Annotated in this window: 25 protein-coding genes; 9 read left to right on the forward strand and 16 right to left on the reverse strand. The window is 41.4% G+C overall.

Going from position 1 to position 25,214, the window contains the following annotated elements; genetic code table 11:
• Positions 1-23: 23 nt before the first annotated feature.
• Complete coding sequence (gene rlmH, locus ACIPUA_RS15460) at positions 24-494, reverse strand: 23S rRNA (pseudouridine(1915)-N(3))-methyltransferase RlmH (RefSeq protein ID WP_048606343.1); 471 nt, start codon at positions 492-494, stop codon at positions 24-26.
• Positions 495-496: 2 nt separating this feature from the next.
• Positions 497-823 (reverse strand): ribosome silencing factor, encoded by a 327-nt coding sequence (gene rsfS / locus ACIPUA_RS15465; protein ID WP_080750930.1) that lies wholly within the window; start codon positions 821-823, stop codon positions 497-499.
• A 321-nt stretch (positions 824-1,144) separates the two neighbouring features.
• Here rsfS and ACIPUA_RS15470 point away from each other — a divergent pair, with 321 nt between their 5' ends.
• Positions 1,145-1,816 (forward strand): YbgA family protein, encoded by a 672-nt coding sequence (locus tag ACIPUA_RS15470; protein ID WP_230683845.1) that lies wholly within the window; start codon positions 1,145-1,147, stop codon positions 1,814-1,816.
• On the opposite strand, the gene nadD is transcribed toward ACIPUA_RS15470, so the two are convergent.
• Genes nadD through leuS form a run of 4 tightly spaced genes read right to left on the reverse strand, consistent with a single transcriptional unit; the run spans position 1,804 to position 6,655 of the window.
• Positions 1,804-2,478 carry a nicotinate-nucleotide adenylyltransferase gene (gene nadD / locus ACIPUA_RS15475; protein WP_042848367.1) on the reverse strand — a complete coding sequence of 225 codons (675 nt, stop codon included), beginning with the start codon at positions 2,476-2,478 and terminating at the stop codon, positions 1,804-1,806. The two genes, ACIPUA_RS15470 and nadD, sit on opposite strands and share 13 nt — an antisense overlap.
• Positions 2,471-3,502, reverse strand: a complete 1,032-nt coding sequence (holA, locus tag ACIPUA_RS15480) for a DNA polymerase III subunit delta (RefSeq protein ID WP_042848365.1) — start codon at positions 3,500-3,502, stop codon at positions 2,471-2,473. Before holA ends, nadD begins: the two co-directional genes overlap by 8 nt.
• Positions 3,502-4,041, reverse strand: coding sequence for an LPS assembly lipoprotein LptE (lptE, locus tag ACIPUA_RS15485; protein ID WP_042848364.1), 540 nt, complete (start codon positions 4,039-4,041; stop codon positions 3,502-3,504). Before lptE ends, holA begins: the two co-directional genes overlap by 1 nt.
• A gap of 31 nt (positions 4,042-4,072) precedes the next feature.
• Positions 4,073-6,655 (reverse strand): leucine--tRNA ligase, encoded by a 2,583-nt coding sequence (leuS, locus tag ACIPUA_RS15490; protein WP_166685904.1) that lies wholly within the window; start codon positions 6,653-6,655, stop codon positions 4,073-4,075.
• A 374-nt stretch (positions 6,656-7,029) separates the two neighbouring features.
• Here leuS and ACIPUA_RS15495 point away from each other — a divergent pair, with 374 nt between their 5' ends.
• Complete coding sequence (locus tag ACIPUA_RS15495) at positions 7,030-7,446, forward strand: GFA family protein (protein ID WP_042848361.1); 417 nt, start codon at positions 7,030-7,032, stop codon at positions 7,444-7,446.
• A gap of 310 nt (positions 7,447-7,756) precedes the next feature.
• Here ACIPUA_RS15495 and ACIPUA_RS15500 read toward each other — a convergent pair whose 3' ends face one another.
• The 4 genes from ACIPUA_RS15500 to ACIPUA_RS15515 form a co-directional block, all read right to left on the reverse strand.
• A complete protein-coding gene (locus ACIPUA_RS15500; RefSeq protein ID WP_449059851.1) occupies positions 7,757-8,482 on the reverse strand; it encodes an amino acid ABC transporter ATP-binding protein in 726 nt (241 codons plus the stop codon).
• The gene (gene gltK, locus ACIPUA_RS15505; protein ID WP_042848358.1) at positions 8,479-9,159 is read right to left on the reverse strand and encodes a glutamate/aspartate ABC transporter permease GltK; all 681 of its coding nucleotides are present in this window, start codon (positions 9,157-9,159) and stop codon (positions 8,479-8,481) included. Before gltK ends, ACIPUA_RS15500 begins: the two co-directional genes overlap by 4 nt.
• Position 9,160: 1 nt before the next feature.
• Positions 9,161-9,901, reverse strand: coding sequence for an amino acid ABC transporter permease (locus tag ACIPUA_RS15510; protein ID WP_042848357.1), 741 nt, complete (start codon positions 9,899-9,901; stop codon positions 9,161-9,163).
• Positions 9,902-10,019: 118 nt separating this feature from the next.
• Entirely contained in the window at positions 10,020-10,913 is an 894-nt protein-coding gene (locus tag ACIPUA_RS15515) for an amino acid ABC transporter substrate-binding protein (RefSeq protein WP_042848356.1), read from the reverse strand.
• A 650-nt stretch (positions 10,914-11,563) separates the two neighbouring features.
• Here ACIPUA_RS15515 and ACIPUA_RS15520 point away from each other — a divergent pair.
• The 5 genes from ACIPUA_RS15520 (at position 11,564) to ACIPUA_RS15540 (ending at position 16,246) form a co-directional block, all read left to right on the forward strand.
• Entirely contained in the window at positions 11,564-11,974 is a 411-nt protein-coding gene (locus tag ACIPUA_RS15520; protein ID WP_042848354.1) for a hypothetical protein, read from the forward strand.
• A 48-nt stretch (positions 11,975-12,022) separates the two neighbouring features.
• Entirely contained in the window at positions 12,023-14,101 is a 2,079-nt protein-coding gene (locus tag ACIPUA_RS15525) for a protein-disulfide reductase DsbD family protein (RefSeq protein WP_449059852.1), read from the forward strand.
• The gene (locus tag ACIPUA_RS15530; RefSeq protein WP_042848351.1) at positions 14,098-14,829 is read left to right on the forward strand and encodes a DsbA family protein; all 732 of its coding nucleotides are present in this window, start codon (positions 14,098-14,100) and stop codon (positions 14,827-14,829) included. Before ACIPUA_RS15525 ends, ACIPUA_RS15530 begins: the two co-directional genes overlap by 4 nt.
• Before the next feature lie 278 nt (positions 14,830-15,107).
• Positions 15,108-15,608 (forward strand): protein disulfide oxidoreductase, encoded by a 501-nt coding sequence (locus tag ACIPUA_RS15535; protein ID WP_042848350.1) that lies wholly within the window; start codon positions 15,108-15,110, stop codon positions 15,606-15,608.
• Between the two features lie 110 nt (positions 15,609-15,718).
• Complete coding sequence (locus ACIPUA_RS15540; RefSeq protein ID WP_048606353.1) at positions 15,719-16,246, forward strand: hypothetical protein; 528 nt, start codon at positions 15,719-15,721, stop codon at positions 16,244-16,246.
• 48 nt (positions 16,247-16,294) lie between these two features.
• On the opposite strand, the gene ACIPUA_RS15545 is transcribed toward ACIPUA_RS15540, so the two are convergent.
• Entirely contained in the window at positions 16,295-17,008 is a 714-nt protein-coding gene (locus tag ACIPUA_RS15545; RefSeq protein WP_042848348.1) for an NUDIX hydrolase, read from the reverse strand.
• A 151-nt stretch (positions 17,009-17,159) separates the two neighbouring features.
• Here ACIPUA_RS15545 and ACIPUA_RS15550 point away from each other — a divergent pair, with 151 nt between their 5' ends.
• Together ACIPUA_RS15550 and ACIPUA_RS15555 are read left to right on the forward strand one after the other, a co-directional pair.
• The gene (locus ACIPUA_RS15550; RefSeq protein ID WP_042848346.1) at positions 17,160-18,179 is read left to right on the forward strand and encodes an SPFH domain-containing protein; all 1,020 of its coding nucleotides are present in this window, start codon (positions 17,160-17,162) and stop codon (positions 18,177-18,179) included.
• Positions 18,179-19,102, forward strand: coding sequence for a sugar kinase (locus ACIPUA_RS15555; RefSeq protein ID WP_042848345.1), 924 nt, complete (start codon positions 18,179-18,181; stop codon positions 19,100-19,102). The genes ACIPUA_RS15550 and ACIPUA_RS15555 overlap by 1 nt, the downstream gene beginning before the upstream one ends.
• 49 nt (positions 19,103-19,151) lie before the next feature.
• Here ACIPUA_RS15555 and lnt read toward each other — a convergent pair whose 3' ends face one another.
• From lnt to miaB, 5 genes are all read right to left on the reverse strand, one after another.
• On the reverse strand, positions 19,152-20,684 hold the full coding sequence (gene lnt / locus ACIPUA_RS15560) for an apolipoprotein N-acyltransferase (RefSeq protein ID WP_449059853.1): 1,533 nt from the start codon (positions 20,682-20,684) through the stop codon (positions 19,152-19,154).
• Positions 20,684-21,568: a CNNM family magnesium/cobalt transport protein CorC gene (corC, locus tag ACIPUA_RS15565; RefSeq protein ID WP_042848343.1), complete on the reverse strand. Its 885-nt coding sequence runs from the start codon at positions 21,566-21,568 to the stop codon at positions 20,684-20,686. Before corC ends, lnt begins: the two co-directional genes overlap by 1 nt.
• Before the next feature lie 242 nt (positions 21,569-21,810).
• Positions 21,811-22,284 (reverse strand): rRNA maturation RNase YbeY, encoded by a 474-nt coding sequence (ybeY, locus tag ACIPUA_RS15570; RefSeq protein WP_042848341.1) that lies wholly within the window; start codon positions 22,282-22,284, stop codon positions 21,811-21,813.
• On the reverse strand, positions 22,285-23,337 hold the full coding sequence (locus tag ACIPUA_RS15575) for a PhoH family protein (RefSeq protein ID WP_042848420.1): 1,053 nt from the start codon (positions 23,335-23,337) through the stop codon (positions 22,285-22,287). It lies immediately after the preceding gene.
• Positions 23,338-23,381: 44 nt separating this feature from the next.
• Positions 23,382-24,812 (reverse strand): tRNA (N6-isopentenyl adenosine(37)-C2)-methylthiotransferase MiaB, encoded by a 1,431-nt coding sequence (gene miaB / locus ACIPUA_RS15580; protein ID WP_042848340.1) that lies wholly within the window; start codon positions 24,810-24,812, stop codon positions 23,382-23,384.
• Positions 24,813-25,214: the final 402 nt, after the last annotated feature.

Genomic DNA, 25,214 nt, shown 5'->3' on the forward strand with positions numbered 1-25,214 from the left:
ATTTTGAACTTATTCAAACCAAACTATTCCCTATGATAAGGGTGATTAGTCGTAATACTCCATGCGCGATAAAGACTTTCGGCAACAAGGACACGAACTAGTGGGTGAGGAAGCGTAAGTGGTGATAATGACCAACTTTGCTCAGCCGCCGCCTTACAAGCGGGAGCTAGCCCTTCGGGACCACCGATCAATAAGCTGACATTACGGCCATCTTGTTTCCACTTATCCAATTGAATGGCCAGTTTGGGAGTATCCCAGCGATCTCCTGGAATATCCAAGGTGACAATACGGTTTCCTTTACCCACGGCTGCGAGCATTAACTCGCCTTCTTTTTCTAAAATGCGTTTTATATCTGCGTTTTTCCCGCGTTTCCCAGCGGGGATCTCCGTTAATTCAAACGGCATATCTTTAGGGAAACGGTGGAGGTAATCCATAAAGCCGGTCTGGACCCAGTCCGGCATTTTTGTTCCAACGGCGATGAGTTGTAATTTCAAACTCAGCTCCAGAGTTTTTCTAATTCGTACATGCGGCGGCTTTCGTCTTGCATAATATGCACAATAGCATCACCTAGGTCTACTACGATCCAATCAGAAATGCCTTGCCCTTCAACACCTAATGGCATTAAACCATTTTTACGGCAGGCATCTATTAACCGGTCAGCGACAGACATCAGATGGCGGCTTGATGTCCCTGTACAGATGATCATCTGATCGGTAATACTTGATTTCCCTTGAACATCGATAGTGATAATGTCTTCTGCTTTGGCATCATCAAGCTGATCGATAATAAATTGTTGGAGTTCAGTTCCTTGCAAAAGGTTCACCTTTCATTCAAATAAACAGAATATTACATTAAACACTGTTTGTAGTTTGTAGATAAAGCGTTTGCTGATAGCTAATGAATCAAAATCATTCTCAGCGAAGCCATTTTACCCTAGATTTTAAGAAAAATCGGCTAAATTCTTTTTTATTCATTATGGAGTGAAATTTATAGGGATATCTGCTCACTTGAGCAAGAGGTTTGTGTTAACTTTACAAAATAACTCAACAAATTCGCACCCTAGCAAATATTTTAGAGTGAGATGGATATTGTGCAAATAATGAAGCCAAATATTTTCGTATTTGAAGGGGTTAGTCATCTCCCCATGAAAATTCAACCATGGGTAGAGCCTATTGTGGAATACCTAACGGCTGATGTTGTCAATTCAGCCCACAACCGCGTAGATGGCATTATTTGCACTGCGCAAGATAGGCTTCAATTGGCTGGGTTATTTCCAGCGAGTATTGCGGTGATCACTGACGAGCAATGGCATGATGTCGACTACTGGGATAGTTTCTTAACGAAACTGTATGTTTTGCAAAGGCTTAATAACTTATGCCAGCACCTAACACAGGCTGAAATCATCCAATTTCATAGCCGCCATAAATATTTGATAATGGCATATTCTCCTGTGGGGTATCAATTAACTGGTCGCTTAGTGGCAAGTATTCGTAAGGGAAGCGATCTCCACGGTTTTTTTAACCACTACAAAGCAGGGCTAATGGAAATATTTTCGTCCCTTCCAGCTAGAAATATTCAAGTAAATGCGCTTAGCCATATGCAAGGATATTTTAAACGTAAAGCAACCTCAGATGAAAAAAAACGGTTGTTATGGTTGATCAATGATTATCGAGAAGGGAATTTACCAATAAGCCAGCCGTTAGCAATGATGCGCCAATTATTGGTGCAATACCCTGATAACTATTTGAGTGAACAATATTTTTTTGAACCTTACCCTAATTGCATCCCCATAAGAGAACTTCCTTATCGTTGGTAAAGGTGCTGTTGGTAAATATATTGAAGAACGGTTTCAGGGATAAGCTCGCTACAGGTGTCCCCTGCATTTAGTTTTTCACGTATTTCTGTGGCAGAAATATTGATAAGAGGGGTGTCACCAATAAAAATATAACCATTGGCAGATTGGCTTAGTTGCGAGGGTGTTGTGGCTTGATGTTGTGCCAGCCAAGCTTGCATTTTGGGGTCGGTAAATTGCGTAGCATATCCTGGGCGGGCACAAACTAATAAGTGGCAATTATCAAGAATTTTCTCCCATTCGTACCATGTATTAATAGATAACAAGGAATCTTGCCCAATGATAAACGCAAGGGGTTGGGTTGGTCCCATTTCTTGGCGTAGTTGAGAAAGTGTTTCTATCGTATATGAAGGGCTATCTTTTTCTAGCTCACGAGTGTCGATGGCAAATAACGGGTTATTTTTAACCGCTAATTTTACCATTTCCAAACGCTGTAATGGGGTAGCCTCTGGTTGCGGACGGTGTGGCGGGACATGATTGGGTAATAAAATAATTTTTTCTAACCCAACTTGTTGAGCTAGAACCTGAACAGGGCGTAAATGACCGAAGTGGATCGGGTCAAATGTCCCACCAAATAACGCTTGAAGGTGATTGTGTTTATCTTTAGGCGAAAAATGGTCAGTCATGAATAAAATTCTCTGCAAATGCTTTACCACATAATAACATAGATAGTGATTGTAGGTCAGGCCATGCTGAGTGACTAAAATCTTGTTTAATATGGATTTCAGCTTGTGTTAATAACATTAGTGCAGATTGTAATTGATGCAACGTTAAACGCTGTAGTGCTTCAGAGATCATTCCACGGCGGTTTTGCCAAACTTTGTGTTGGTCAAATAACGTTTTCAATGGTGTTGTGACTGATTGGCGTTTTAACGTAATAAGCAGTATTAATTCACGTTGTATTGAACGTAACAAAATGACGGGTTCAACATCTTCATGTTGAAGTTGTTCTAAAATATGCCATGAACGGCGTGATTTACCTGCAAGTAACGCGTCGACCCAATGGTACGGTGTAAAATGGGCAGAATCATTAACTGCATTTTCAACTCGGGGGTAGGTGAGTTTGCCATCAGGGTACAGTAATGACAGGCGTTCAAGGGCTTGCGCCAAACCTAGTAAATTACCTTCGTAGCAATAACAGAGCAGTTGGTTGGCTTCGGCTTCTAAAGATAAGCGCATACTGTACGCGCGTTTCGATACCCACTGAGGGAGCCGTTGGTATTCAGGCGTCAGGCAACTGACATACACGGCCTCTTTACTGAGGGCTTTAAACCACCCGCTGTTTTCTTGGGCTTTTGTTAGTTTATGTCCACGTAGCACAAGGAGTAGATCTGGGTGAAGTAACTGCGACAACTGGCTTAATTTTTCCGCCATTGCTGCGTTGGGGCCATTTTCAGGTAATAACAGCGTCAGAGTTTGACGACTAGCGAATAAGCTTAGCGCCTGACATTGGCTAAAAATTTCATCCCAGTCAGTGTTCTGCTCAAGAGAATACACAAAATGTTCCTCAAAGCCTTGTTGTTGGGCAGCTTTGCGGATGGCATCTTGGCTTTCTTGAAGTAGAAGGGGCTCATTGCCCCAAATCAAATAGCGGCCTCTTAGCGTTTCTTGTAACGAAGAGGCCAGCTGTTCAGGGTAAATACGCGTCATTATGGTTGCGTGTTCGTATCAGCCGCTTGGTTTTTTGCTTTTTCAAGTTCGGCTGAGTGGACAAGCAGTAACTTACGAACTAAGTTACGTGCAGCTTGCTCCTGCATTTCTTGCCTAACAATTTCTTTTTCTGCATCTTTCGCAAGTGCTTCTAAAGGGTTGTCAAAGAAAGTACGCTCAACACGACTTTGTAGCGGGTAAATAGCGCCATCAGGCATCAATACTTGCGCATTCATAACAAGTGTAAGTTGCTTTTCTGCTGCTTTACCATCTTGATAAATCGAAACGGTTTCCGTGTTTTCATTGGAACCGAGGACTTTCAAAATAGGGACACTTGCGTTGCCTGTTTCAAGGATTGTTACGTTATTCAGCCGTAACTGCTCCCTAAGTGCCCTTGTAGGATAGCCATATGGGTCACTTGAACTCAGCTGCAACGTTTTCAGTTCTTCAGGAATTTGGGTGGTTCCTTGAAGGCGAAAACCGCAGCCTGCGGTGACTAGCACCGCCAGGCTCAAAAATAAAGTTATCAGATAACGCACCTGGCCTCCTTATCAGCCATCAACCTAACTATTAACCTACAACAAGGTTTAGCAATTTGCCTGGAACATAGATTACTTTGCGGATGCTAACACCTTCAAGGTATTTCGCTACGCTAGACTCTTTTTGTGCCATATCCAGTACAAACTCTTGGTTTGCATCAGCAGGAACTGTTATGCGACCACGGACTTTACCATTAACTTGAACAACAACCAGCTTGGTGTCATCAATCATCGCTTGCTCATCAGCAACTGGCCAAGAAGCAAAATCAATATCTTCATTATGCCCAAGCGCTTGCCACATTTCGAAGCAAGCATGTGGGATAATCGGTGACAACATTAACGTAATTGCTTCTAGAGATTCTTGAACTAACGCACGGTCCTGTTCGCTCTCTTGTGGGGCACGAACGAGTTTGTTCATGAACTCCATCACAGCAGCAATAGCAGTGTTGAATGCATAGCGGCGGCCAACATCGTCGGTAACTTTAGCAATCGTTTTGTGCAGGTCGCGACGTAAGTCTTTTTGCTCTGGCGTTAACGTGCTGATATCTAAAGGTAAGGTTGCCCCTTTTTGTGAGTGTTCGTGTACTAAACGCCAAACACGGCGAACAAAGCGGTTCGCACCTTCTACGCTAGATTCTTGCCATTCAAGGGTTAATTCAGGTGGTGCGGCGAACATCATAAACAGACGAACGGTATCGGCACCGTATTTTTCGACCATTAATTGTGGGTCAATACCGTTGTTTTTCGACTTAGACATTTTGCTCATACCGGTATAAACCAGTTCATGGCCTTCTGCGTCTACAGCTTTAATAATACGGTTCTTATCGTCACGTTCAACAATCGCTTCTGCTGGAGAAACCCAAACGCGCTGACCGTCACTCCCGGTGTAGTAGAATGCATCAGCTAATACCATGCCTTGGCACAGCAGACGTTTAGCTGGCTCATCGGAGTTTACTAAGCCTGCATCACGCATTAATTTATGGAAGAAACGGAAATACATTAAGTGCATGATAGCGTGTTCGATACCACCAATGTACTGATCAACCGGTAACCAATAGTTAGCCGCAGTTGGGTCTAACATACCCTCATTGTGTTGTGGGCATGTATACCGAGCGTAATACCAAGATGATTCCATGAAAGTATCGAAGGTATCTGTTTCACGCAGGGCTGGCTGACCATTAATCGTGATTTTAGCCCACTCAGGGTCGGCTTTAATCGGGCTAGTAATACCATTCATTACGACATCTTCAGGTAAAATTACTGGCAGTTGATCTTCAGGAATTGGAACGACTGTGCCATCTTCTAATGTTGCCATTGGGATAGGTGCACCCCAATAACGTTGACGTGAAACCCCCCAGTCACGTAAACGATAATTTACTTTACGTTGACCTGCGCCAAGAGCAACCAGTTTGTCTGATATCGCATTGAAACCAGCTTCGTGATCTAACCCGCTAAATTCACCTGAATTAATCAGAGAACCTTTATCCGTCATAGCTTCTTGCGATAAATCAGGCTCGTTGCCTTCTGCATCAGCAATAACGGCTTTGATAGGTAAGTTGTATTTGTGTGCAAACTCCCAGTCACGTTGGTCGTGAGCAGGAACTGCCATGACAGCACCCGTACCGTATTCCATTAAAACAAAGTTAGCGACCCAAATTGGCAGTTTTTCTTGGGTTAATGGATGCACAACGAATAACCCTGTTGCCATCCCTTTTTTATCCATGGTTGCCATATCCGCTTCTGCGGTTTTGGTATTACGGCACTCATCAATAAATTGAGCTAATTCAGGGTTGTTAGTCGCTGCCTCTTTAGCTAAAGGGTGACCTGCGGCAACAGCCACGTAAGTCGCCCCCATAAAAGTGTCTGGGCGGGTAGTATAAACGGTTAATTTTTCATCACGTTCGGCTACATTAAAGGTGATTTCAGTCCCTTCTGAGCGGCCGATCCAGTTACGTTGCATCGTTTTAACTTGCTCTGGCCAATCTTCGAGTTTATCGAGGTCATTGAGCAGTTCTTCTGCGTAATCTGTGATTTTAATAAACCATTGTGGGATTTCTTTGCGTTCAACTGGGGTATCACAACGCCAGCAGCAACCATCAACAACTTGCTCATTGGCGAGTACAGTTAAATCGTGTGGACACCAGTTAACCGCTGAGGTTTTTTTATACACTAAACCTTTTTCATATAATTTAGTGAAGAACCATTGTTCCCAACGGTAATACTCAGGGGTACAGGTTGTGACTTCACGGTTCCAGTCGTAACCAAAGCCCAACATTTTTAGCTGGCCTTTCATGTAATCGATATTGGCGTATGTCCAAGGTGCAGGAGCTGTGTTGTTTTTAACCGCAGCACCTTCAGCAGGTAGGCCAAACGCATCCCAACCGATTGGTTGGAGTACATTTTTCCCTAACATGCGTTGGTAACGAGAAATAACGTCACCGATGGTGTAGTTACGTACGTGGCCCATGTGTAGTCGACCAGAAGGGTAAGGTAGCATGGACAGGCAGTAGTATTTTTCTTTGCTGTTGTCTTCTGTCACTTTGAAAGTTTCTTTTTCATCCCAGTGACGCTGTACTTTAGGCTCTATATCTTCTGGACGATATTGTTCTTGCATGGCACCGATAATCCTATGGTGAATATAAATGCTACATCTGTAGCGTGGATGTCTATCTTTATTTAGATCCGCATAGCATAGCGGATCTGTACCGAAAACAACAATAGTTGATTAGCTGAACCTGCGGGGGGAAGCTGAATATTGCTTTTCGGGGAACGGGATCAGCATATTTTATGCCGATAACCAAACAACTTAACTAAAAAAACAGCTAAATGGTAGTGGTTTCTTGAACTATTTTGAATTCAGCAAGTTGTTGTTTATTTCTATAGAAAGAGTATTGTCTTTATTGTCCCGAATGAAAAAGCATGAATTCCTTAAATAAGATGAACTCATTGAACGTAAATTAGAGGTGATACCGATAAAAGGGGAAACAAATGAACGCGATTAAAGCTCAATGCCACTGTGGGGCAATAAAGTTTACAGTGAAATTAACCGATGGGTTAAATACGGCTAGGCGCTGCAATTGTTCTTTCTGTGCGATGAGAGGGGCTGTCGCTGTTTCTGCACCATTATCAGGGATTAAACTTTTGGAAGGAAAAGATAAGTTAACAGAATATCGTTTTAATACTCATCAAGCTGTTCATTTTTTTTGTTCGGTGTGCGGCATTTATACCTTTCATCAACGGCGATCAAACCCAGAGGAATACGGGGTAAATGCTGCCTGTTTAGAAGGTGTCTCACCATTTGATTTTGCATCTGTGAATGTAATGGATGGTGTTAACCACCCAAATGATGGTGGCGGTGGCGTAATGGGGCAGTTAATATTTAAAAAAATGACTAAAGAAGAATGACGAGCTAAAGCGCTTTATACCAAAATAGTGCGGTTTCATGAGCGTTTTTTGGTGCAACGGTATAGCGCTTTATTATAACCCTCGACACAACAATTCTTGTGTACATAATTCTTGTGTAAATAACGTGGTGAAATCGCAGTGAGTACAGTCTAATTCGTCGGGGTGAGTAATCTATAAGATGGAAATATTTTGTCGGTTGATTTTCATGGTTGTTAAGAAAAATGCGGTTAGACGATAAATTATGGAAGATTACGTGACAGCGACTCCAAGGGAGCCCTGCCACGTTGTTTAGATATATTATTGAGATGAATTAATGAAGTATTTTCGCAAGGAAATCTTTAGCACGTTCAGATTGTGGGTTAGCGAAAAAGTCTTCTTTTTTACTGTCCTCAACAATTTTCCCTTCATCCATAAAGATCACGCGGTTTGCTACTTTTTTGGCGAAGCCCATTTCATGGGTAACCACCATCATGGTCATCCCTTCATGAGCTAATTCAACCATGACATCAAGTACTTCGTTGATCATTTCAGGGTCAAGAGCAGATGTTGGTTCATCAAATAACATTGCAATAGGGTTCATACAAAGTGCGCGGGCAATGGCGACACGTTGTTGCTGTCCCCCTGATAATTGAGCAGGGAATTTGTTCGCATGGCTTGTTAAGCCAACTCGTTCTAAGAGTTTCAACCCTTTAGCTTCAGCGGCTTTTTTATCTCGGTTTAATACTTTGACTTGTGCCAATGTTAGGTTTTCTATAATTGATAGATGCGGAAATAGCTCGAAGTGCTGGAACACCATTCCCACCTTAGAACGCAACTTTGCAAGGTCAGTTTTTTTGCTATTAACTTGAATATCATTCACAAAAATTTCACCCTGCTGAATAGGTTCTAAGCCATTCACTGTTTTTATTAATGTGGATTTACCAGAGCCAGATGGCCCACACACTACCACGACTTCGCCTTTTTTGACTTCAGTTGTGCAGTCTGTAAGCACCTGAAATTGGCCATACCATTTAGATACATTTTTCAGGGTAATCATGAAACAGTCCTTTTCTTAAGATAATTCACTAACATGGAAGCGCCAAAACTGATTATAAAGTACACCAGACCTGCGAATAGTACCATTTCCACCTGTGTGCCATCCCGTTCGCCAATGTTAGTGGCTGTCCGGAAGAAGTCCGTCAAACTTAGGACGTATACCAATGAGGAGTCCTGAAATAAGACAATACCTTGAGTTAGTAGCAATGGTACCATTGCTTTGAAAGCCTGTGGTAATACAACTAGCCTCATGGTTTGCATATTTGTCATACCAAGTGCTAATGCTGCTGATGCCTGACCTCGGGAAATACTCTGTATACCCGCACGAATAATCTCTGAATAGTAGGCCGCTTCAAAAAGGGAGAAGGCTATCATTGCTGAAATTAAACGAATATCATTTTTTGGTGATAAGCCTAGAACATTTTGTAATAAGCTAGGCACAATCAAATAAAACCACAATAAAACCATGACTAACGGGATAGAACGAAAGGTATTAACATATAAGGCAGCAAACCAACTGATAGGCTTGAAAGGCGATAGCCGCATAACAGCTAAGACTGTTCCCCATAAAATCCCGACGACAATGGCGGTAAGTGTAATTTTAGCGGTGACAATAAAGCCATCAATTAAGAAGGGGATACTCGGTGCAATTGAGCTCCAGTCAAATTCGTAAAGCATCTTATCGCCCTCCAATAGTGCCAGGTAAACGAACTTTTCGTTCGAGTAGCGACATTAAAATCATAATGATGACGTTAATACCAACATAAGCTAATGTTATGGCTGTAAATGATTCCCATGCATGAGCAGAGTAATCCAGTAGTTTCCCCGCTTGTGCAGCCATATCAACTAAGCCGATTGTTGATGCGATTGCTGAGTTTTTGACCAAATTCAACATTTCTGAGGTCATTGGTGGCAATATTACTCGGTAAGCATTCGGCAATAAAACGTAACGATATGTTTGTGGGAGAGTTAGCCCCATCGCCAGAGCTGCGCTTTTCTGCCCGCGAGGGAGCGATTGAATAGCGGCTCGAACTTGTTCGGTCATCCGTGCGGCTGTGAATAACCCAAGGCATAACATTGAAGAAATAAAAAATTGGTAGTTAGGGTCTAACTCCATTTTAAACCAATCCCCAATGGAGCGAGGCAGCAGCTCAGGGATCACCAAATACCATGTAAAGAATTGCACAATCAATGGTACATTACGGAATAACTCAACATAGGCAGTGCCAATAAAGGCTAAGTAACGATTAGGTACGGTACGTAGAATACCAAAAATTGAGCCGACTAAGAATGCGATAATCCATGCACAAATAGAAAGTGTAACGGTGACTTCAAGGCCAGATATTAACCACCCTAGATAGGTGGTATTCCCAAACGGGGCTTCCTGAAGGAAAATCCCCCAATTCCAATCAATAGACATAATGTTGACTTCCTGTGGGCAATTAGATCCCCGAATACTGTTATCGATAAGTATGCAAGGCGGGGAACGACCGCCTTGCCACTATCTACTTCACAGTAATACCCTGTTTGTCTTTTTATTAGTTTAATGCTTTGTCATTCGGTGCTTTAAATAGGGCTTTCATTTCATCGGATAACGTAAATTTCAGGTTGAGATTTTTGGGTGGAATTGGCTGGTTGAACCAACGCTCAAAGGACTTCTCTGCGACGCCTGATGTTTGTGCATTGGCGATAGTTTCATCAACGAGAGCTTTAAACTGAGGGTCATCTTTACGTAACATGCAGCCATAGGCCTCTTCAGTTTGCGGTGTACCGACTATCTCCCAGATTTCAGGTTTTTTAGCTTTAGCACGCTCACCCGCTAACAGCGCATCATCCATCATAAAGGCAACTGCACGACCGGATTCTAAGGTACGGAATGAATCACCGTGGTCTTTGGCGCTAATAATGCGCATCTTCATATTTTTTTCGTCATTTAACTGATTGAGTAGAATTTCAGAGGTGGTACCAGAGGTAACCACGACGTTTTTCCCAGCTAAATCTGCGAAATCTTTCACACCTGAATCACCTTTGGTTAACAAGCGTGTGCCGACCACGAAGATAGTGTTAGAGAATGCAGCTTGTTTTTGTCTCTCTAAGTTATTGGTGGTTGAGCCACACTCGAAATCAAATGTGCCATTTTGCAGTAATGGAATACGATTTTGTGAAGTAATCGGGATCAGTTTGACCTGTAAATCAGGCATATTGAGTTTTTTCTTTACTGCATCGACAATTTCGTTGGAATAATCTTGTGAGTAACCAACGACTTTTTGGCTATTATCATAGTAGGAAAATGGGACAGAGGATTCACGGTGACCAACAACAATTACACCGTTGTCTTTGATTTTTTTCAGAGTACCGTTTAGCTCTTCTGCTTGAACAGCGCAGGTTGCACCTAAAATCATCATTGATAATACAAGCTTACTTATACGCATAATTACAGCTCCTTTAGACCATCGGTGTAAACCCATCGTATTTCAAACGCTATCTTGACGGGCGAGCGTCAGTTGGGCTAATTGCGGTTAAAGCTGCTGTTAGCTAAACTGTTGTTCTTCCGTTAGATACCCCTTGAATGACTTTGGCTTTGTTGTGTTGTGTTTGCGGATATTTTGCTGATTTAGACAATGCCGCGATTATCCGCTATATGTTTTATTATTGTTAAAAAGTAATTAAATTTGTTAATTAATGAAAACAAATTGTTTCAATTTCGGGAGCTGTCTCGCATATTATTTGGCGATTTCTTGAATTGCTGCACTAACATGATAAACAGCGGCTAAAATTTGTTTAAATCCGACAATCATGCACCGTTAGAGTGCAAATCATTTCGTTTTCACTCGATGATTAAAATAAAGCAATTTTTGTGCCTACTTTTAGATGTGTTTAGATTTTCATTGAGCTAAAAAGGAATGTTTTTTTGTAAAGTTAGATGATGATACTTGTACGGAATGTTTTGCTGTGTAAGATGTAACCTCTATTTAACTTATAGATGGTGTAATGGTATTAATCAAAGCATGGTTTTTATCATTGCTACTAGCGTGTAAACCATATAATTGGTGTTATTTCAGGAAGATATACCGAGATACGCATGAACAGGCATTTGAAATTAGGTAAAGGATTAGTGATACTCGCCTGTCTGATGGTGTTGGTTTGTATGAACCAACGTGCTGTCGGAGAGCGTCTGTTCGCCAATTTTTTTGTGCCTAATGTGTTAGTACAGGCGCAAGACCCTACCGGGTATAGCTTTAGCTATGTCGAACAACCTCAAATAGAACAGAGTGATAACAGTAGCACTCAACTTTCCAGTTGTGAACTTAGCGCGAAGTCATTAATGACATTGTTGCCTGCTGTTATTGAACCATTCTTCTTTATGTTTCTTTCTTTAGCTGCATTAACTCTATTTTGCACTAATCTATTTATATCTAGAGCTAACAACGAAGAGAAACATGCCCCCCCTCGTGTCAGACGACATTTACAGTTTTGTAATCTTCGGAATTAGCACACAACAAATAGGGATCTGTTTGTGTAATTTATTCTGGAGGAAACAATGCGTTTTTTGATTAATTCATTTTTAATTTTATTTGCTCTTTTTTCGAGCAGCATTCATGCTGCGGATACGGGGTGGTTGCAACCAGCGAATAACGGGTGGATGAGAGATAACACCCCAAGGCATGCACAAGTGAGGTTACTCAGTTCTACCCAAGAACAGGGTAAAATCGATATTTTGCTTGATGTGAAACTGGATGATGGCTGGAAAACTTATTGGCGCTCACCGGGAGAGGGGGGCGTTGCACCTGAAATTGTGTGGTCATCACCTGTAGAGTCCACCGATTGGCAATGGCCAACGCCTGGGCGTTTTGATGTCGCAGGGGTATCAACTCAAGGCTATATGGGGGATGTTGTTTTCCCTATTACAGTCAAAAGTACTGAAAAACTAGATAAACTGGCTGGGACATTAACATTATCGACTTGTAGTAACGTTTGTATTTTAACGGATTATCCGTTTGAGCTCGATTTAACTGAGCCTGTTCCTGCTGATTTTACTTGGGCGTTTAACCAAGCGAAAGGGGCAGTACCGCCAACAAGTGGTTTAGTTGAGCAAACTAAAGTTGGTTTTGCCCATGACAAGCTCGTTATTGAATTACAAAAAAATTCAGGTAGCTCGTGGGGGAAACCGAATATCTTCACTGATGTTGTTGAAGGTGCCACATTAGGGGTGCCTGAGATTGAAGTCTCAGGGGAACATTTAACAGCAACTATCGACGTTGGTGATGATTGGGGTGGGGAATCCCCAGATTTAACCGGTAAAACTGTTTCATTTGTTGTGAGTGATGGTGATATTTCTCAGCAAATTAATAGTCAAGTTGGTTCATTTTCAGGAACTATTGGTGGAAGTAGCGCTGGAAGTGCAATTTCCTTATGGCAAGTGGTGGTATTTGCCTTGGTTGGTGGGTTAATCCTTAACTTAATGCCATGTGTTCTTCCTGTGCTTGCGATGAAGCTGGGCTCTGTATTGATGGTGCCTCAAGGTGAACAAAAAACCATTCGTCGCCAATTTTTATTATCTTCCTTAGGAATTTTAGTTTCCTTCTGGTTACTTGCTTTACTCATGACGCTGTTACGTGTTGGGCAACAAGCCGTTGGCTGGGGAATTCAGTTTCAAAACCCATGGTTTATTGGTTTTATGGTGCTAGTTACAGCACTGTTTACTGCTAATTTATTTGGCTTATTTGAAATTAATTTAGGGAGTAAGGCTAACACTCGTCTTGCAACCGCTGGTGGGCATGGAAACAGTGGGCATTTCTGGCAAGGCGTTTTTGCAACCCTGCTAGCGACCCCTTGCTCTGCACCATTTTTGGGCACCGCAGTTGCTTTTGCACTTACCGCCCCGATGGAAGAGTTATGGTTGATTTTCACGGCTCTGGGAGTCGGGATGAGTTTGCCTTGGTTATTAATCGCCGCTTTCCCAGTAATATCAAGGTTATTACCAAAACCTGGCATGTGGATGCTAAAATTACGTGCTGTGCTTGGGGTGATGATGCTCCTCTCCAGCTTGTGGTTAATTAGCTTATTAATTCCTCATTTTGGTGTCACAGTATCAACAGCTATAGCGGTAATTTTCTTAGTACTGCTGGTGGTTTTTATTGCGATAAAAAGAGGGGTACGAGCTGCGTTCTTGCCATTGTTGTTATTTGCTGTTTTCGCTATTGGTTTTGTGTGGATGACGCAAGAGCAACATACCGGAAGCCGTTCTTTAGTAAAGGATAGTGTAGATTGGCAGCCATTAACTGAGCAGGCAATTACAGATGCACTGGCCGATAATAAACGTGTCTTTATTGATGTAACCGCTGAATGGTGTGTGACTTGTAAGGCGAATAAATACAATGTGTTATTGAGAGATGATATTCAGCAGCTTCTTAGTGAGCCTGACGTCGTCGCTTTACGTGGTGATTGGACGAAACCATCACCAGAAATTACTGCCTTCTTACAAAAACGTGGGCAGGTAGCTGTTCCATTTAATCAAATTTATGGCCCTAACTTGGCCGAAGGCGAAGTACTGTCAACTATACTTGACCGTGAGTCGTTAATATCAGTTATGAATCAGGCCAAAGGAGCCACAAAATGAATAAAACAATTTTAGCTGTTCTATTTTCATCACTTATGTTTGGTGCAATGGCACAAGCCGCGCCACTAAATGCAGAACAGGAAGCACAAGTTCGTAAGTTAGTCAGAGATACGTTAGTAGAAAACCCTGAGATTTTAGAAGAGGCGATCGTCGCACTGCAAGCCAAACAGGGTGAGAAGCAACAAGCGCAGATGAAAGAAACGCTAAAAATGGAAAAAGAGGCATTATTTAATGACCCAACTAGCCCAGTTTTAGGTAATAAAAATGCGAAGCTAGTTTTGGTCAACTTTACTGATTTTAACTGCCCATTCTGTAAACGTTTTGACCCACAACTAGAGGATATCGTGAAAAAATATCCAAATGATGTTGCTGTGGTTATCAAATATCTGCCATTTAAAGGCCAGACTTCAATGGATTCGGCTCAATTAACGATGACATTATGGCAAGAGAATCCAAAGGCGTTTGAAGCGTTACATCATAAATTTATGCAAAAGCAAGGCATGCTGTCTGATGCGAATATCAAAGAAGCGCTGAAAGCGACGGGTAATGATAAACTGAAAGCGAGCGAAAAAAGCCGTGAAGGTATTCGTACTAATATGATGTTAGCTGAAAAACTGGGAGTTAATGGGACACCAGCGACACTAGTCGGTGAAGAAATGATCCCAGGGGCTATTGATGCGCAGCAGTTTGAAGCGATAGTGAAAGAGCAGTTGGCTAAGCTCAAATAATATCCTTGTTATACTTCGCGCTGTGGCGTTGTTGGCTTGGCATACTAACCCTAGTCACATACTGATGTATGCTCCTAGGGCTTAGTTTCACTTGCCGCCTAGCCACAACACGAATTATTTAGGGGATAAAGCTAAGCTTAAGATTGACTTAGAAAAGTATTAGCGAATCAGCAAAGAAAGCATTTTAACTTAATGACAAAGCATTAATTTCGATTAAATGCTTTGCTTTGCTACACTTTAAATTTGTACTATTTGATAACAAATAGGTTAATAACCGTATGAATAGACTGAAAAAGTGGTCTAAAGAAATTATCGTTTTAGCCATTATATTGTTTGTTGCCTTTACAGTAATGGACTTGTGGCGTAAACCACAAACTTTAGCCCCTGCATTGTTGGAACAACATACTTTAGTTAATGGTGAAACGGTTTCATTAGCTGAGTTAAGTAAAGAAAAACCGATATTGGTTTATTTTTGGGCTACATGGTGTGGTGTGTGCAATCTAACTTCGCCAACAGTTTCAGATTTAAATCAATCAGGTATGCCGATTATTTCTGTTGCCATACGTTCCGGTGAAACGGCTCGCTTAGTCTCAGGGATGGAAAAAAAGGATTTAAACTTCCCTGTTATCAATGACAGTAGTGGGCAGCTCTCGAATGCGGTAGGAGTCAGTGCAACACCGACGTTTATGGTAATTGATAACGGCGAGTTAGTTAGTTTTACTTCAGGCTGGACTAGCTCTTATGGTTTAAAAATGCGTATGTGGTTAGCCTCATTTTAATATTTTTATGATCCCCTCGCTCGTTAAAAGGGGATTTTTCTGTCTATAAGTTTAATTTATCATTATGGTAAACTCATCCTGCTATATAAATAATAAAATAGGTGGATGGGATGGTAGTGTTCAAAAAAACAGTATGCTTACTGTTAGGTGCAGTATTAATGGTTGGGTGCTCGCCTGATACGGAAGAAAAAGCAAAATCTGAGCCGTCTTCTGTAGCAACTGCGAATTCAGAATTAAAACAGCGCGTTGATGAAATTAAAAGCAATTCGACAGAAGATAAAATCAATGCATTTAATGCCAAGTCAGATGATGACCCGACAATGCTGCGTGGCATTTTTTTGTCTGAAATGGCGAAATCATTACCTATGTTGATTGATGATGTAACATTATTAACAGAGGTGACAGAAAAAAATGGCATGTTGTTTTATCAATATACTATCAAAGGGATCCCTGACAATGTGCTAGAGAGTAATAGCTGGCAGCAGAACATGCGTAAGGTCTTAGATATAAATTACTGCGGTAAGGATGCAGGAATGAAAATTTTACATGAAATGTTCCCTGATGGGATCACACATAATTATTATAAATCCAATAAATTAATTTTTACCTATATTGTTACTCCTGCTATTTGCCTCTGACCTTTATCATTGCGCCTGATAATCGCTATTTATCAGGCGTACTCATGATTAAAACTCTAAATTACGAATAAAACGGTATTCAGCCGATTGGGGTTTTAAGCGGTATAAATTGGCTGGTCGGCCGCGTTCATGGCGTTTTTCCCCTGTATCGATAAGCAAGTCTGCTTGTTCTAAACGACGTCTAAAAGACTTATTTTGCAAAGTCTTACCAATTAAAACCTCATGGACATGCTGCAATTCAGACAGTGTAAAAACGTCAGGTAAAGCAAAGCCGGGTACGATGGAATAAAGTGATTTTTGTTGTAAGCGCTCACGAGCCTGTTGATAGAGTTGTAAATGGTCAAATGCCAGAGGCAATGTAGCGATGTCATCAATAGATACCCATTTTACTGATTCGACGGTCTCAATATGAGCTTCACAATCTTGATAAGCAATTAAAGCGGTATAACAGACAGTGACAGACCAACCCCGAGGATCACGTTGTTTATTACCTACCGTACAAAGTTGTTCAACATAAGGCGGAATAACCCCAGTTTTTTCTTTTAGCTTACGTAGGATTGTCTCTTCGATAGTTTTATCATTTTGTTCATCAACGAAGCCACCAGGTAACCCCCATTTCCCCTTTTCAGGGAAATTTGCCCTTTCGACTAATAAGACTTTGAGTGTGTTTTCATGATATGTGAACAAGACGGCATCAACAGTCAGCAGTGGTGAGAGATATTCATTTTTGTTATATCCTGCTAAAAATTCTTTTTCATTCATATTGTTACCTACTTTAAATTGCACTCAAATCAATAGAGCTATCATACGCTAAAAGCCAATTAATGTCATTAAGACATTTAGTGCTTGACTTGTTTGTGTCTATAGGACAATAATTAATTAAAGTCATAAGGACATTAATGAGAGGTGGACTATGTTCAATTTTAAATATTTCAAAGCAGACTCATCTACATTTGTTATTCAGTCAGTGAATGGGAAAGTGCGTAAGCAAGGAAAGGGGATTAGTTTTTGGTATAACTCGGATAAGACATCTATTGCGGCATTACCGTTAAGCGCTCAAGAAGCTCCTTTTATTTTTAATTTACAAACTGCGGATTTTCAAAGTTTACGCATTCAGGGGCAAATTTCATTTCAAGTGAAGAACCCAGAAAAAACAGCAAATGTATTAAATTTCAATTTAACTAAAGATGGAAAAAATCACGCTTCTGAAGACCCACTTAAATTGAGTGATAGAGTAGTGAGGGCTGCGCAAACTATTATCCAAGCCAGAATTCAAACGACTTCATTGCGTGATGCATTACTTATTAGCCAATCATTAGTGACTTTAGTCACTCAACAACTGGCAGAACAAACGCTAATTGAATCATTAGGCCTTGAAATTTTAGACGTCTCTTTTGCTGCAATAGCGCCTTCACCTGAAACTCTTAAAGCGTTAGAGGCGCAAGCGAGGGAGTCAATTCTAAAAGAAGCGGATGATGCTATTTACGCAAGACGCAAATTTTCTGTTGAACAAGAAAGAACGATTAAAGAAGCGGAATTAGAAACGGATTTATCTGTTCAAGCAAAAGAACAACAAATTGAAGAAGCTCGCCTTGATAATGAACGTAAGCTATTACGTGAACGAGCAGAAATAGAGCAAGAAGAGTTGGTTGCGCAAGTTAGTGCGGAGGCAAAGCGCCAAGAGTTAGTCACACTCAGTGTGGGAAACCAGCGTATTCAATCAGAAGCAGATGCTTATGCTATTGAAACCAAAATGAAAGCCTATAGCCAGTTACCCGTTGAAAATTTAAAAGCGCTAGCGCTGGCAAAAATGAACCCAGAACAATTAATGGCAATGGCTTTTGAGTCACTGGCTCAAAATGCAGGGAAGATAGGGGAACTTAATCTATCACCTGATCTATTTGGTCAATTAATGAAAAAAGGAGGGAAGTAATGGAAGGAATGGATAATGCTAGATTTGTATTAGTAACACGTAAGACGCGCTTACAGGAATTGATTGAACGCTTTAATACATGGCCACAAGCGAAATTCTATTTAGAGCATAACCATGTGGAAGTTGATGATTATCTTAATGAGCATGATCTTTATCAGAGGCAATTAATCCAAGCTGAATCAATATTAAAACCATTAGGTAGGTTTCAATTATTAGAAAGAAAACTATTACCCAGTTACCAATTTTCTAAGCAAGATATTGTGGTTGTGATCGGGCAGGATGGCTTAGTTGCCAATACGTTAAAGTATCTGAATGGGCAGCCTATTATTGCGATTAACCCAGACCCAGCGAGATGGGATGGCAAATTATTACCTTTTGAAATAGGCCAACTAAAGGAAGTTGTACAAAAAACAATACAAGGCAAGGCAGAGCAAAAAACAGTTACTTTTGCACAAGCAACAACCAATGATGGTCAATCATTATTAGCGGTGAATGACTTGTTCATTGGCCCGAAAAGCCATACCTCTGCGCGTTATTTATTGAATTGGAAAGGGGAGAAAGAGTTTCAATCTTCTTCTGGAATTATAGTTTCAACAGGGTTGGGTTCAACGGGGTGGTTTCAATCTATTTTAGCTGGAGCTAAAGCGATTACAGGCGTGGCACATCATCCCCTTTCTAATGGATTTGGTTGGGGAGACAATAAATTGCAATTTAGCGTTAGGGAGCCTTTTTTAAGTAAAACAACGGGCACGAAATGGGTGTTTGGCACGATAGAAACAGAATCACCTTTAATGCTTGAATCGTTGATGCCTGATAATGGCGTTATTTTCTCAGATGGAATAGAAGATGATTTTTTACAGTTTAATGCGGGCTGTATTGTTACAGTGAAAATCTCAGATTTACGAGGGTTACTTGTTGGTTAGTTTAGTTTCATCAGCCTCAATATTTTTGCTTATTGAGGCTGATGACAGATTAAATTTTTCTACGTCGGTTCATTGTGAAACCTAGTAAGCCAAAGATGACAACCACGGCCCACATTGGGTAATTGCTCCAACGTGCATAAGGCGTTAACCCTGTCGTCGGGATGACATCAGTGGCAAGTACCGCTGTTTTAAACTGAGGCAGTATATCTTGGATTGTCCCGTCAGCGCTGATCACAGCAGTAATTCCATTATTGGTTGAGCGTAGTAATGGGCGACCTAATTCTAACGAACGCATTCGAGCCATTTGGAAATGCTGCCATGGACCAATCGATTTTCCAAACCATGCGTCATTCGATACGGTAAGTAAGTAATCGCTATCTGGCTTAAAGTTATCTCTAACTTGCGTACCTAAGATTATCTCATAGCAAATTGCGGCTGTAAGATGCATATTCCCTACCGCTAGCTGAGCTTGTTGATAATCACCTCGGCTAAAACCTGACATAGGTAAGTTAAAGAAAGGGGCAATAGGGCGTAGTATATCCTCTAAGGGAACAAACTCGCCAAATGGAACTAAATGGTGTTTGTTATAACGATTTTTAGAAGGGTAAAGATACGGCGTTTTATCACCTAATACGATAATAGTATTAAAAAATTCATACTCACCATTCGCTGGCCTTGCATCGACAATTCCGGTTATTAAGCGCGTATTAGAGCCTGCCAGCAGTTGATCGAGGGATTTTAACCAAGCTTGGTTATCGAGTTCAACGGAAGGGACGGCAGATTCGGGCCAAATGATCAGTGAAGCTTTACCTATATAAGGCCTTGATAACTCCATATAGGTGTCTTTGGTCTTTTGTAAAAAGCTGGCTTCCCATTTCATCGATTGGGGAATATTGCCTTGTACTAAAGCGACTTGCATTTTTTTGGCTTCAAGAGGGGTGAACCATTGAATATTTTTGGCAAGTAGGGGGGCAAACAATAAAACCGCAGCCGCTATTAAGGCCATAAAACTGCGGCGTATTATCGCTAGCACTAATAGGCCACTGATACTAAATAGCAACAAGGTAACCATTTCAACACCAAAAACTGGTGCTAATGCTTTCATTGGCCCATCAATTTGGCTATAACCAAATTGGAGCCATGGGAAGCCAGTTAATACCCAACCTCGTAGGAATTCAGTTAACTGCCAAAGTGCAGGTGCAAGGAAGACTAAACGCCAGATATTGGCACTGGGAGCAAATTTAGTGAGTAATGCCCCAAATAGACCGGTATAAAGAGAGAGATATGCCGCCAGAAGAATAACGATAAGTACATTAACAGGGCCAGGCATTCCACCAAAGTCAGCAATACTCACGTAAACCCAATTGACACCGCTACCAAATAAACCAAACCCCCAAGCAAAGCCAATCGAAAAAGATTGCTTAACCGTCCGCTGTAAGGTGAGTAATTGAAGGAAAAGAATAGAAAGTAGTGCAGCGGGCCAGATATCAAAAGGCGAAAAAGCCAGTGTTCCACTGGCTCCAAATAGTAAAGCCAGCAGTAACCGTAACCGCTGACTTTTATAAATAGACGTTGAATTCATTAAGTCTGTTCTTCTTCCAAAGTCGGAACTGGCGCGTCATCTGGAATTTTCACGTGAAGCAGAAGAATTCGACGACTGTCTGCCATGGCAACTTTAAATTGGTAATTGTCTATAGTGATAACTTCACCACGGGAAGGTAAGTGACCAAAGGCTTGCATAACTAAACCGCCCACGGTATCAACTTCTTCATCACTAAATTGTGTATTAAAAGCATCATTGAAGTCTTCTATCTGCGTCAGCGCGCGGACAGAATAAGAATGCCGACTGAGTTGACGGATATCAACGTCATCTTGGTCGTCATATTCGTCTTCGATTTCGCCAACAATAAGCTCTAAAATATCTTCAATGGTAACAAGCCCTGACACACCACCAAACTCGTCAATGACGATAGCCATATGGTAGCGTTGAGAGCGGAACTCTTTGAGTAGCCTGTCTACTCGCTTACTTTCAGGTACAACAACTGCTTGACGTAAGACTTTATCGATACTAAAAGGTTCTGCGTCAGTGCGCATAAATGGCAGCAAATCTTTTGCCATTAATAAACCTTCTATGTGGTCTTTATCTTCACTAATAACAGGGAAGCGTGAGTGGGCTGAATCAATAATGACATCAAGGCACTCATCAAGCGTTTGATTGCGTTTTAAGGTAACAATTTGGGAACGCGGGATCATAATATCGCGTACGCGTTGATCCGCAATGTCCATTACCCCTTCAAGCATTTCGCGGGTATCAGGATCAATCAAATCGTTTTGTTCAGAGTCGCGGATTAATTCGACTAAGTCATCACGATTTTTAGGTTCACCGTGGAACAGGTGATTTAATAGTGCAAAAAACCCTTTCTTAGGACCAGGGTTATCGCTACTCGAAGAGTTATCGTCGCTCATGGCGGTTAATTTTGTATTCCTCAATAAAATACTCGACATACTTTGAACTACAGCGCTGTTAGCTGTACTCGGCTATGGGTTTAATAGCACAAGTTAAAGTATTTAGAGCTAGGTTAGTTAATAAAAACAACTTGCTTGATTCTTTTTTAGCATAAAACTGACGGTTTATCCTCATAATTACCGTCAGTTTTTTGTAAAATAATGCTTTTTTATAAAAGATAACTAGAAAAATTATAGTTAGATCATGCTTTCTCTGCAAGATAGGGGTCGTCATAACCTAATTCTGCTAAGATTTCAGTTTCTAAGCTTTCCATTTCTTCAGCTTCATCATCTTCAATATGGTCATAACCTAGTAGATGTAAGCAACCGTGGATCACCATATGTGCCCAGTGCTCTTCAGCACTTTTTTGTTGTTCAATCGCTTCTTGCTCAACAACTTGACGACAAATAATTAAATCGCCTAATAATGGCAGCTCAATTTCCGGCGGTGCTTCAAAAGGAAAAGATAATACATTTGTGGGCTTATCTTTTCCTCGGTAGGTTAAGTTTAAATGATGGCTTTCCGCTTCGTCTACAATGCGAATGGTGACTTCACTTTGCGCTTGAAATTTAGGCAGTACTGCGGCTAACCAGCGTTCAAATAAAGCTTCAGAGGGTAAGCCGTCCGGATTTTCACATGCAATTTGTAAATCGAGAATAATATCGATGCCACTCATTTATTGGTTTTCCTGCTTTTCAAATTGCTGTTGTCGTTCTTTTTCTTCACGTAACTGCTGGCGGCGCTTATTGTCTTGCTCTTCCCATGCTTCATAAGCCATAACAACTTTAGCCACTACTGGGTGACGAACAACGTCTTCACTGTGGAAAAAATTAAAGCTTAAATCATCAACCCCAGAAAGGACTTCTATGGCGTGACGTAAACCCGATTTACTGCCGCGCGGTAAGTCAACTTGAGTAATATCCCCTGTTACCACCGCTTTGGAATTAAACCCAATACGCGTCAAAAACATTTTCATCTGTTCGATGGTCGTGTTTTGGCTTTCATCTAAAATAATAAAAGCATCATTTAAGGTGCGGCCGCGCATATACGCCAATGGCGCAACTTCAATCACGTTTCGCTCAATCAGTTTTTCAACTTTTTCAAAGCCTAACATTTCAAATAAGGCGTCATAAAGGGGGCGAAGATAAGGGTCAACTTTTTGGCTTAGATCCCCCGGTAAGAAACCGAGCTTCTCACCAGCCTCAACAGCTGGACGAGTTAGCAATATTCGGCGAACTTCTTGGCGCTCTAGTGCATCAACAGCAGCGGCAACAGCTAAGTATGTTTTCCCTGTCCCAGCAGGGCCAATCCCAAACGTAATATCATGGTCTAAAATATTTGCGATATATTGCGCTTGGTTTGGTGTACGAGGCTTGATTACACCACGTTTTGTTTTGATATTCACGGCCTTACCGTAGTCTGGCACGCTGTCAGCGGATTGCTCTAAGACACGGCTATCGAGTATCGCTAAGTGAATGTTTTCAGGGTCTATATCCGGAATAACACCGCGCACAGGGGAGGTATCCACATACAGCTGGCGTAAAATTTTACTTGCCGCTTGTACATTAAGTGGTTTGCCCGATATTTTAAAACGGTTATCGCGTCGGTTAATTTCGATGGCAAGACGGCGTTCAAGTTGCTTAATATTGTCATCAAATGGCCCGCAGAGGCTCATTAAACGCTGGTTATCTGCGGGTTCTAGAAAGATTTCTTGTGTTGCGATTTGCAAAGTTGTTGTATCGGTCACTGAATATCCTATCGTTAGATTATTACTTAGGGTTGATAGTTGCCAACACCTAGCTCATCTTCTTTACGAGTACGTGCAATGACAGATGCAGGGGATTCGTGAACACGAAGATCCATTTGCTCCTCTGTGCGGATCACTTTGCCGCGTAGGGAGTTTGCATAGACGTCCACGATTTCTACATCCACAAATTTACCAATCATATCCGGTGTGCCTTCAAAATTCACAACGCGGTTATTTTCGGTACGGCCAGAAAGTTCCATGAGGCTCTTACGTGAAGGGCCTTCCACTAAGATGCGTTGTACAGAGCCTAACATGGCACGGCTAAAGCTCATGGCTTGTTGGTTAATGCGCTGCTGTAATAAGTATAGACGCTGTTTTTTCTCATCTTCACTGACATCATCTGGAAGGTCGGCCGCAGGTGTACCGGGACGCGCTGAGTAAACAAAGCTAAAACTCATATCAAAATCCACATCAGCGATTAACTTCATGGTTTTTTCAAAATCATCGTTAGTTTCGCCAGGGAAGCCAACAATAAAATCTGAACTAATAAGAATACCAGGGCGAGCTTCACGCAGTTTGCGAATAATGGCTTTATATTCTAGTGCGGTATGAGCCCGTTTCATCATGGTAAGAATACGGTCAGAACCACTTTGCACTGGAAGGTGTAAATAGCTCACCAATTCAGGGGTATCACGGTATACTTCAATGATATCATCTGTAAATTCAATTGGATGACTGGTTGTAAAGCGTACACGGTCAATCCCATCGATAGCAGCAACGAGGCGTAATAATTCGGCAAATGAGCAAATTTCACCATCAAAGGTTTCACCACGATAAGCGTTAACGTTTTGCCCTAACAAGTTAACTTCACGGACACCTTGTGCTGCTAATTGTGCTATTTCAAATAAAATATCATCACAAGGGCGGCTAACTTCTTCGCCTCGTGTATAAGGCACTACGCAGAAAGTACAATATTTATTACAGCCTTCCATAATTGAAACGAATGCGCTTGGGCCTTCTGCTCGTGGTTCAGGTAAGCGATCAAACTTTTCAATTTCAGGGAAACTGATATCAATCACAGGGCTACGGGTACCTTGCACCTGATTAATCATTTCAGGCAAGCGGTGTAAGGTCTGTGGACCGAAAACAATATCAACACTTGGTGCACGCTGACGGATAAAGTCCCCTTCTTGTGAGGCTACGCAACCGCCGACACCAATAATGATATCTGGGTTTTTATCCTTAAACGTTTTCCAACGCCCGAGTTGATGGAAAACCTTTTCTTGCGCTTTTTCACGAATTGAGCAGGTATTTAGCAGTAATAAATCAGCTTCTTCTGCAACTTCAGTGAGTTGGTAACCATGGGTGTTTTCCAATAAAGAAACCATTTTGGATGAGTCATACTCATTCATTTGGCAACCCCAAGTTTTAATGTATAGCTTTTTATTCGTCGACATGTCGTATATCCGGTGTTTTCGAAGCGGCTAGTGTAATGGACCTCGAAACTCGTTGTAAATCCAAAGTCCTACCCTCTTTTTGGGAACTTGCATGCATTTTGATGAAGAACATCATTGTATGATGGGATAAATGCAAAGATATTTAAAATAATATCACTACACCAAATTTAAGGGCAGGCAATTTGCCTATTGTTTTAAAGTTAGGGCGTATTGTATTCATTTGAGGCATCAGTGACTAGAGGATGTTGAGTATTTGTGGTTAATTTTTATGCAAATTAACGGCTTTTAAGCAAAACAGGCCACTTATGGCGTCGCGGTATTCACTCAATGTAGCACTCTTATGGGTTTCTAACATGGATATTTTCTGTGAGAGCCGCAAATATTGGGTACAATAGCTTAATC

It is taken from the genome of Providencia sp. AGC89 (genome assembly GCF_053543535.1).

What these genes read in the sequence shown, in the direction of transcription:
- ACIPUA_RS15550 (WP_042848346.1), top strand. Translation starts at nt 17,160, where the DNA reads ATGTTCAATTTTAAATATTTCAAAGCAGACTCATCTACATTTGTTATT.
- ACIPUA_RS15500 (WP_449059851.1), bottom strand. Translation starts at nt 8,482, where the DNA reads ATGATTACCCTGAAAAATGTATCTAAATGGTATGGCCAATTTCAGGTG.
- ACIPUA_RS15555 (WP_042848345.1), top strand. Translation starts at nt 18,179, where the DNA reads ATGGAAGGAATGGATAATGCTAGATTTGTATTAGTAACACGTAAGACG.
- ACIPUA_RS15520 (WP_042848354.1), top strand. Translation starts at nt 11,564, where the DNA reads ATGAACAGGCATTTGAAATTAGGTAAAGGATTAGTGATACTCGCCTGT.
- ACIPUA_RS15515 (WP_042848356.1), bottom strand. Translation starts at nt 10,913, where the DNA reads ATGCGTATAAGTAAGCTTGTATTATCAATGATGATTTTAGGTGCAACC.
- gltK (WP_042848358.1), bottom strand. Translation starts at nt 9,159, where the DNA reads ATGCTTTACGAATTTGACTGGAGCTCAATTGCACCGAGTATCCCCTTC.
- ACIPUA_RS15525 (WP_449059852.1), top strand. Translation starts at nt 12,023, where the DNA reads ATGCGTTTTTTGATTAATTCATTTTTAATTTTATTTGCTCTTTTTTCG.
- nadD (WP_042848367.1), bottom strand. Translation starts at nt 2,478, where the DNA reads ATGACTGACCATTTTTCGCCTAAAGATAAACACAATCACCTTCAAGCG.
- ACIPUA_RS15545 (WP_042848348.1), bottom strand. Translation starts at nt 17,008, where the DNA reads ATGAATGAAAAAGAATTTTTAGCAGGATATAACAAAAATGAATATCTC.
- holA (WP_042848365.1), bottom strand. Translation starts at nt 3,502, where the DNA reads ATGACGCGTATTTACCCTGAACAGCTGGCCTCTTCGTTACAAGAAACG.
- miaB (WP_042848340.1), bottom strand. Translation starts at nt 24,812, where the DNA reads ATGTCGACGAATAAAAAGCTATACATTAAAACTTGGGGTTGCCAAATG.
- leuS (WP_166685904.1), bottom strand. Translation starts at nt 6,655, where the DNA reads ATGCAAGAACAATATCGTCCAGAAGATATAGAGCCTAAAGTACAGCGT.
- ACIPUA_RS15530 (WP_042848351.1), top strand. Translation starts at nt 14,098, where the DNA reads ATGAATAAAACAATTTTAGCTGTTCTATTTTCATCACTTATGTTTGGT.
- ACIPUA_RS15495 (WP_042848361.1), top strand. Translation starts at nt 7,030, where the DNA reads ATGAACGCGATTAAAGCTCAATGCCACTGTGGGGCAATAAAGTTTACA.
- ACIPUA_RS15540 (WP_048606353.1), top strand. Translation starts at nt 15,719, where the DNA reads ATGGTAGTGTTCAAAAAAACAGTATGCTTACTGTTAGGTGCAGTATTA.
- ACIPUA_RS15535 (WP_042848350.1), top strand. Translation starts at nt 15,108, where the DNA reads ATGAATAGACTGAAAAAGTGGTCTAAAGAAATTATCGTTTTAGCCATT.
- ACIPUA_RS15470 (WP_230683845.1), top strand. Translation starts at nt 1,145, where the DNA reads ATGAAAATTCAACCATGGGTAGAGCCTATTGTGGAATACCTAACGGCT.
- ACIPUA_RS15510 (WP_042848357.1), bottom strand. Translation starts at nt 9,901, where the DNA reads ATGTCTATTGATTGGAATTGGGGGATTTTCCTTCAGGAAGCCCCGTTT.
- ybeY (WP_042848341.1), bottom strand. Translation starts at nt 22,284, where the DNA reads ATGAGTGGCATCGATATTATTCTCGATTTACAAATTGCATGTGAAAAT.
- corC (WP_042848343.1), bottom strand. Translation starts at nt 21,568, where the DNA reads ATGAGCGACGATAACTCTTCGAGTAGCGATAACCCTGGTCCTAAGAAA.
- lnt (WP_449059853.1), bottom strand. Translation starts at nt 20,684, where the DNA reads ATGAATTCAACGTCTATTTATAAAAGTCAGCGGTTACGGTTACTGCTG.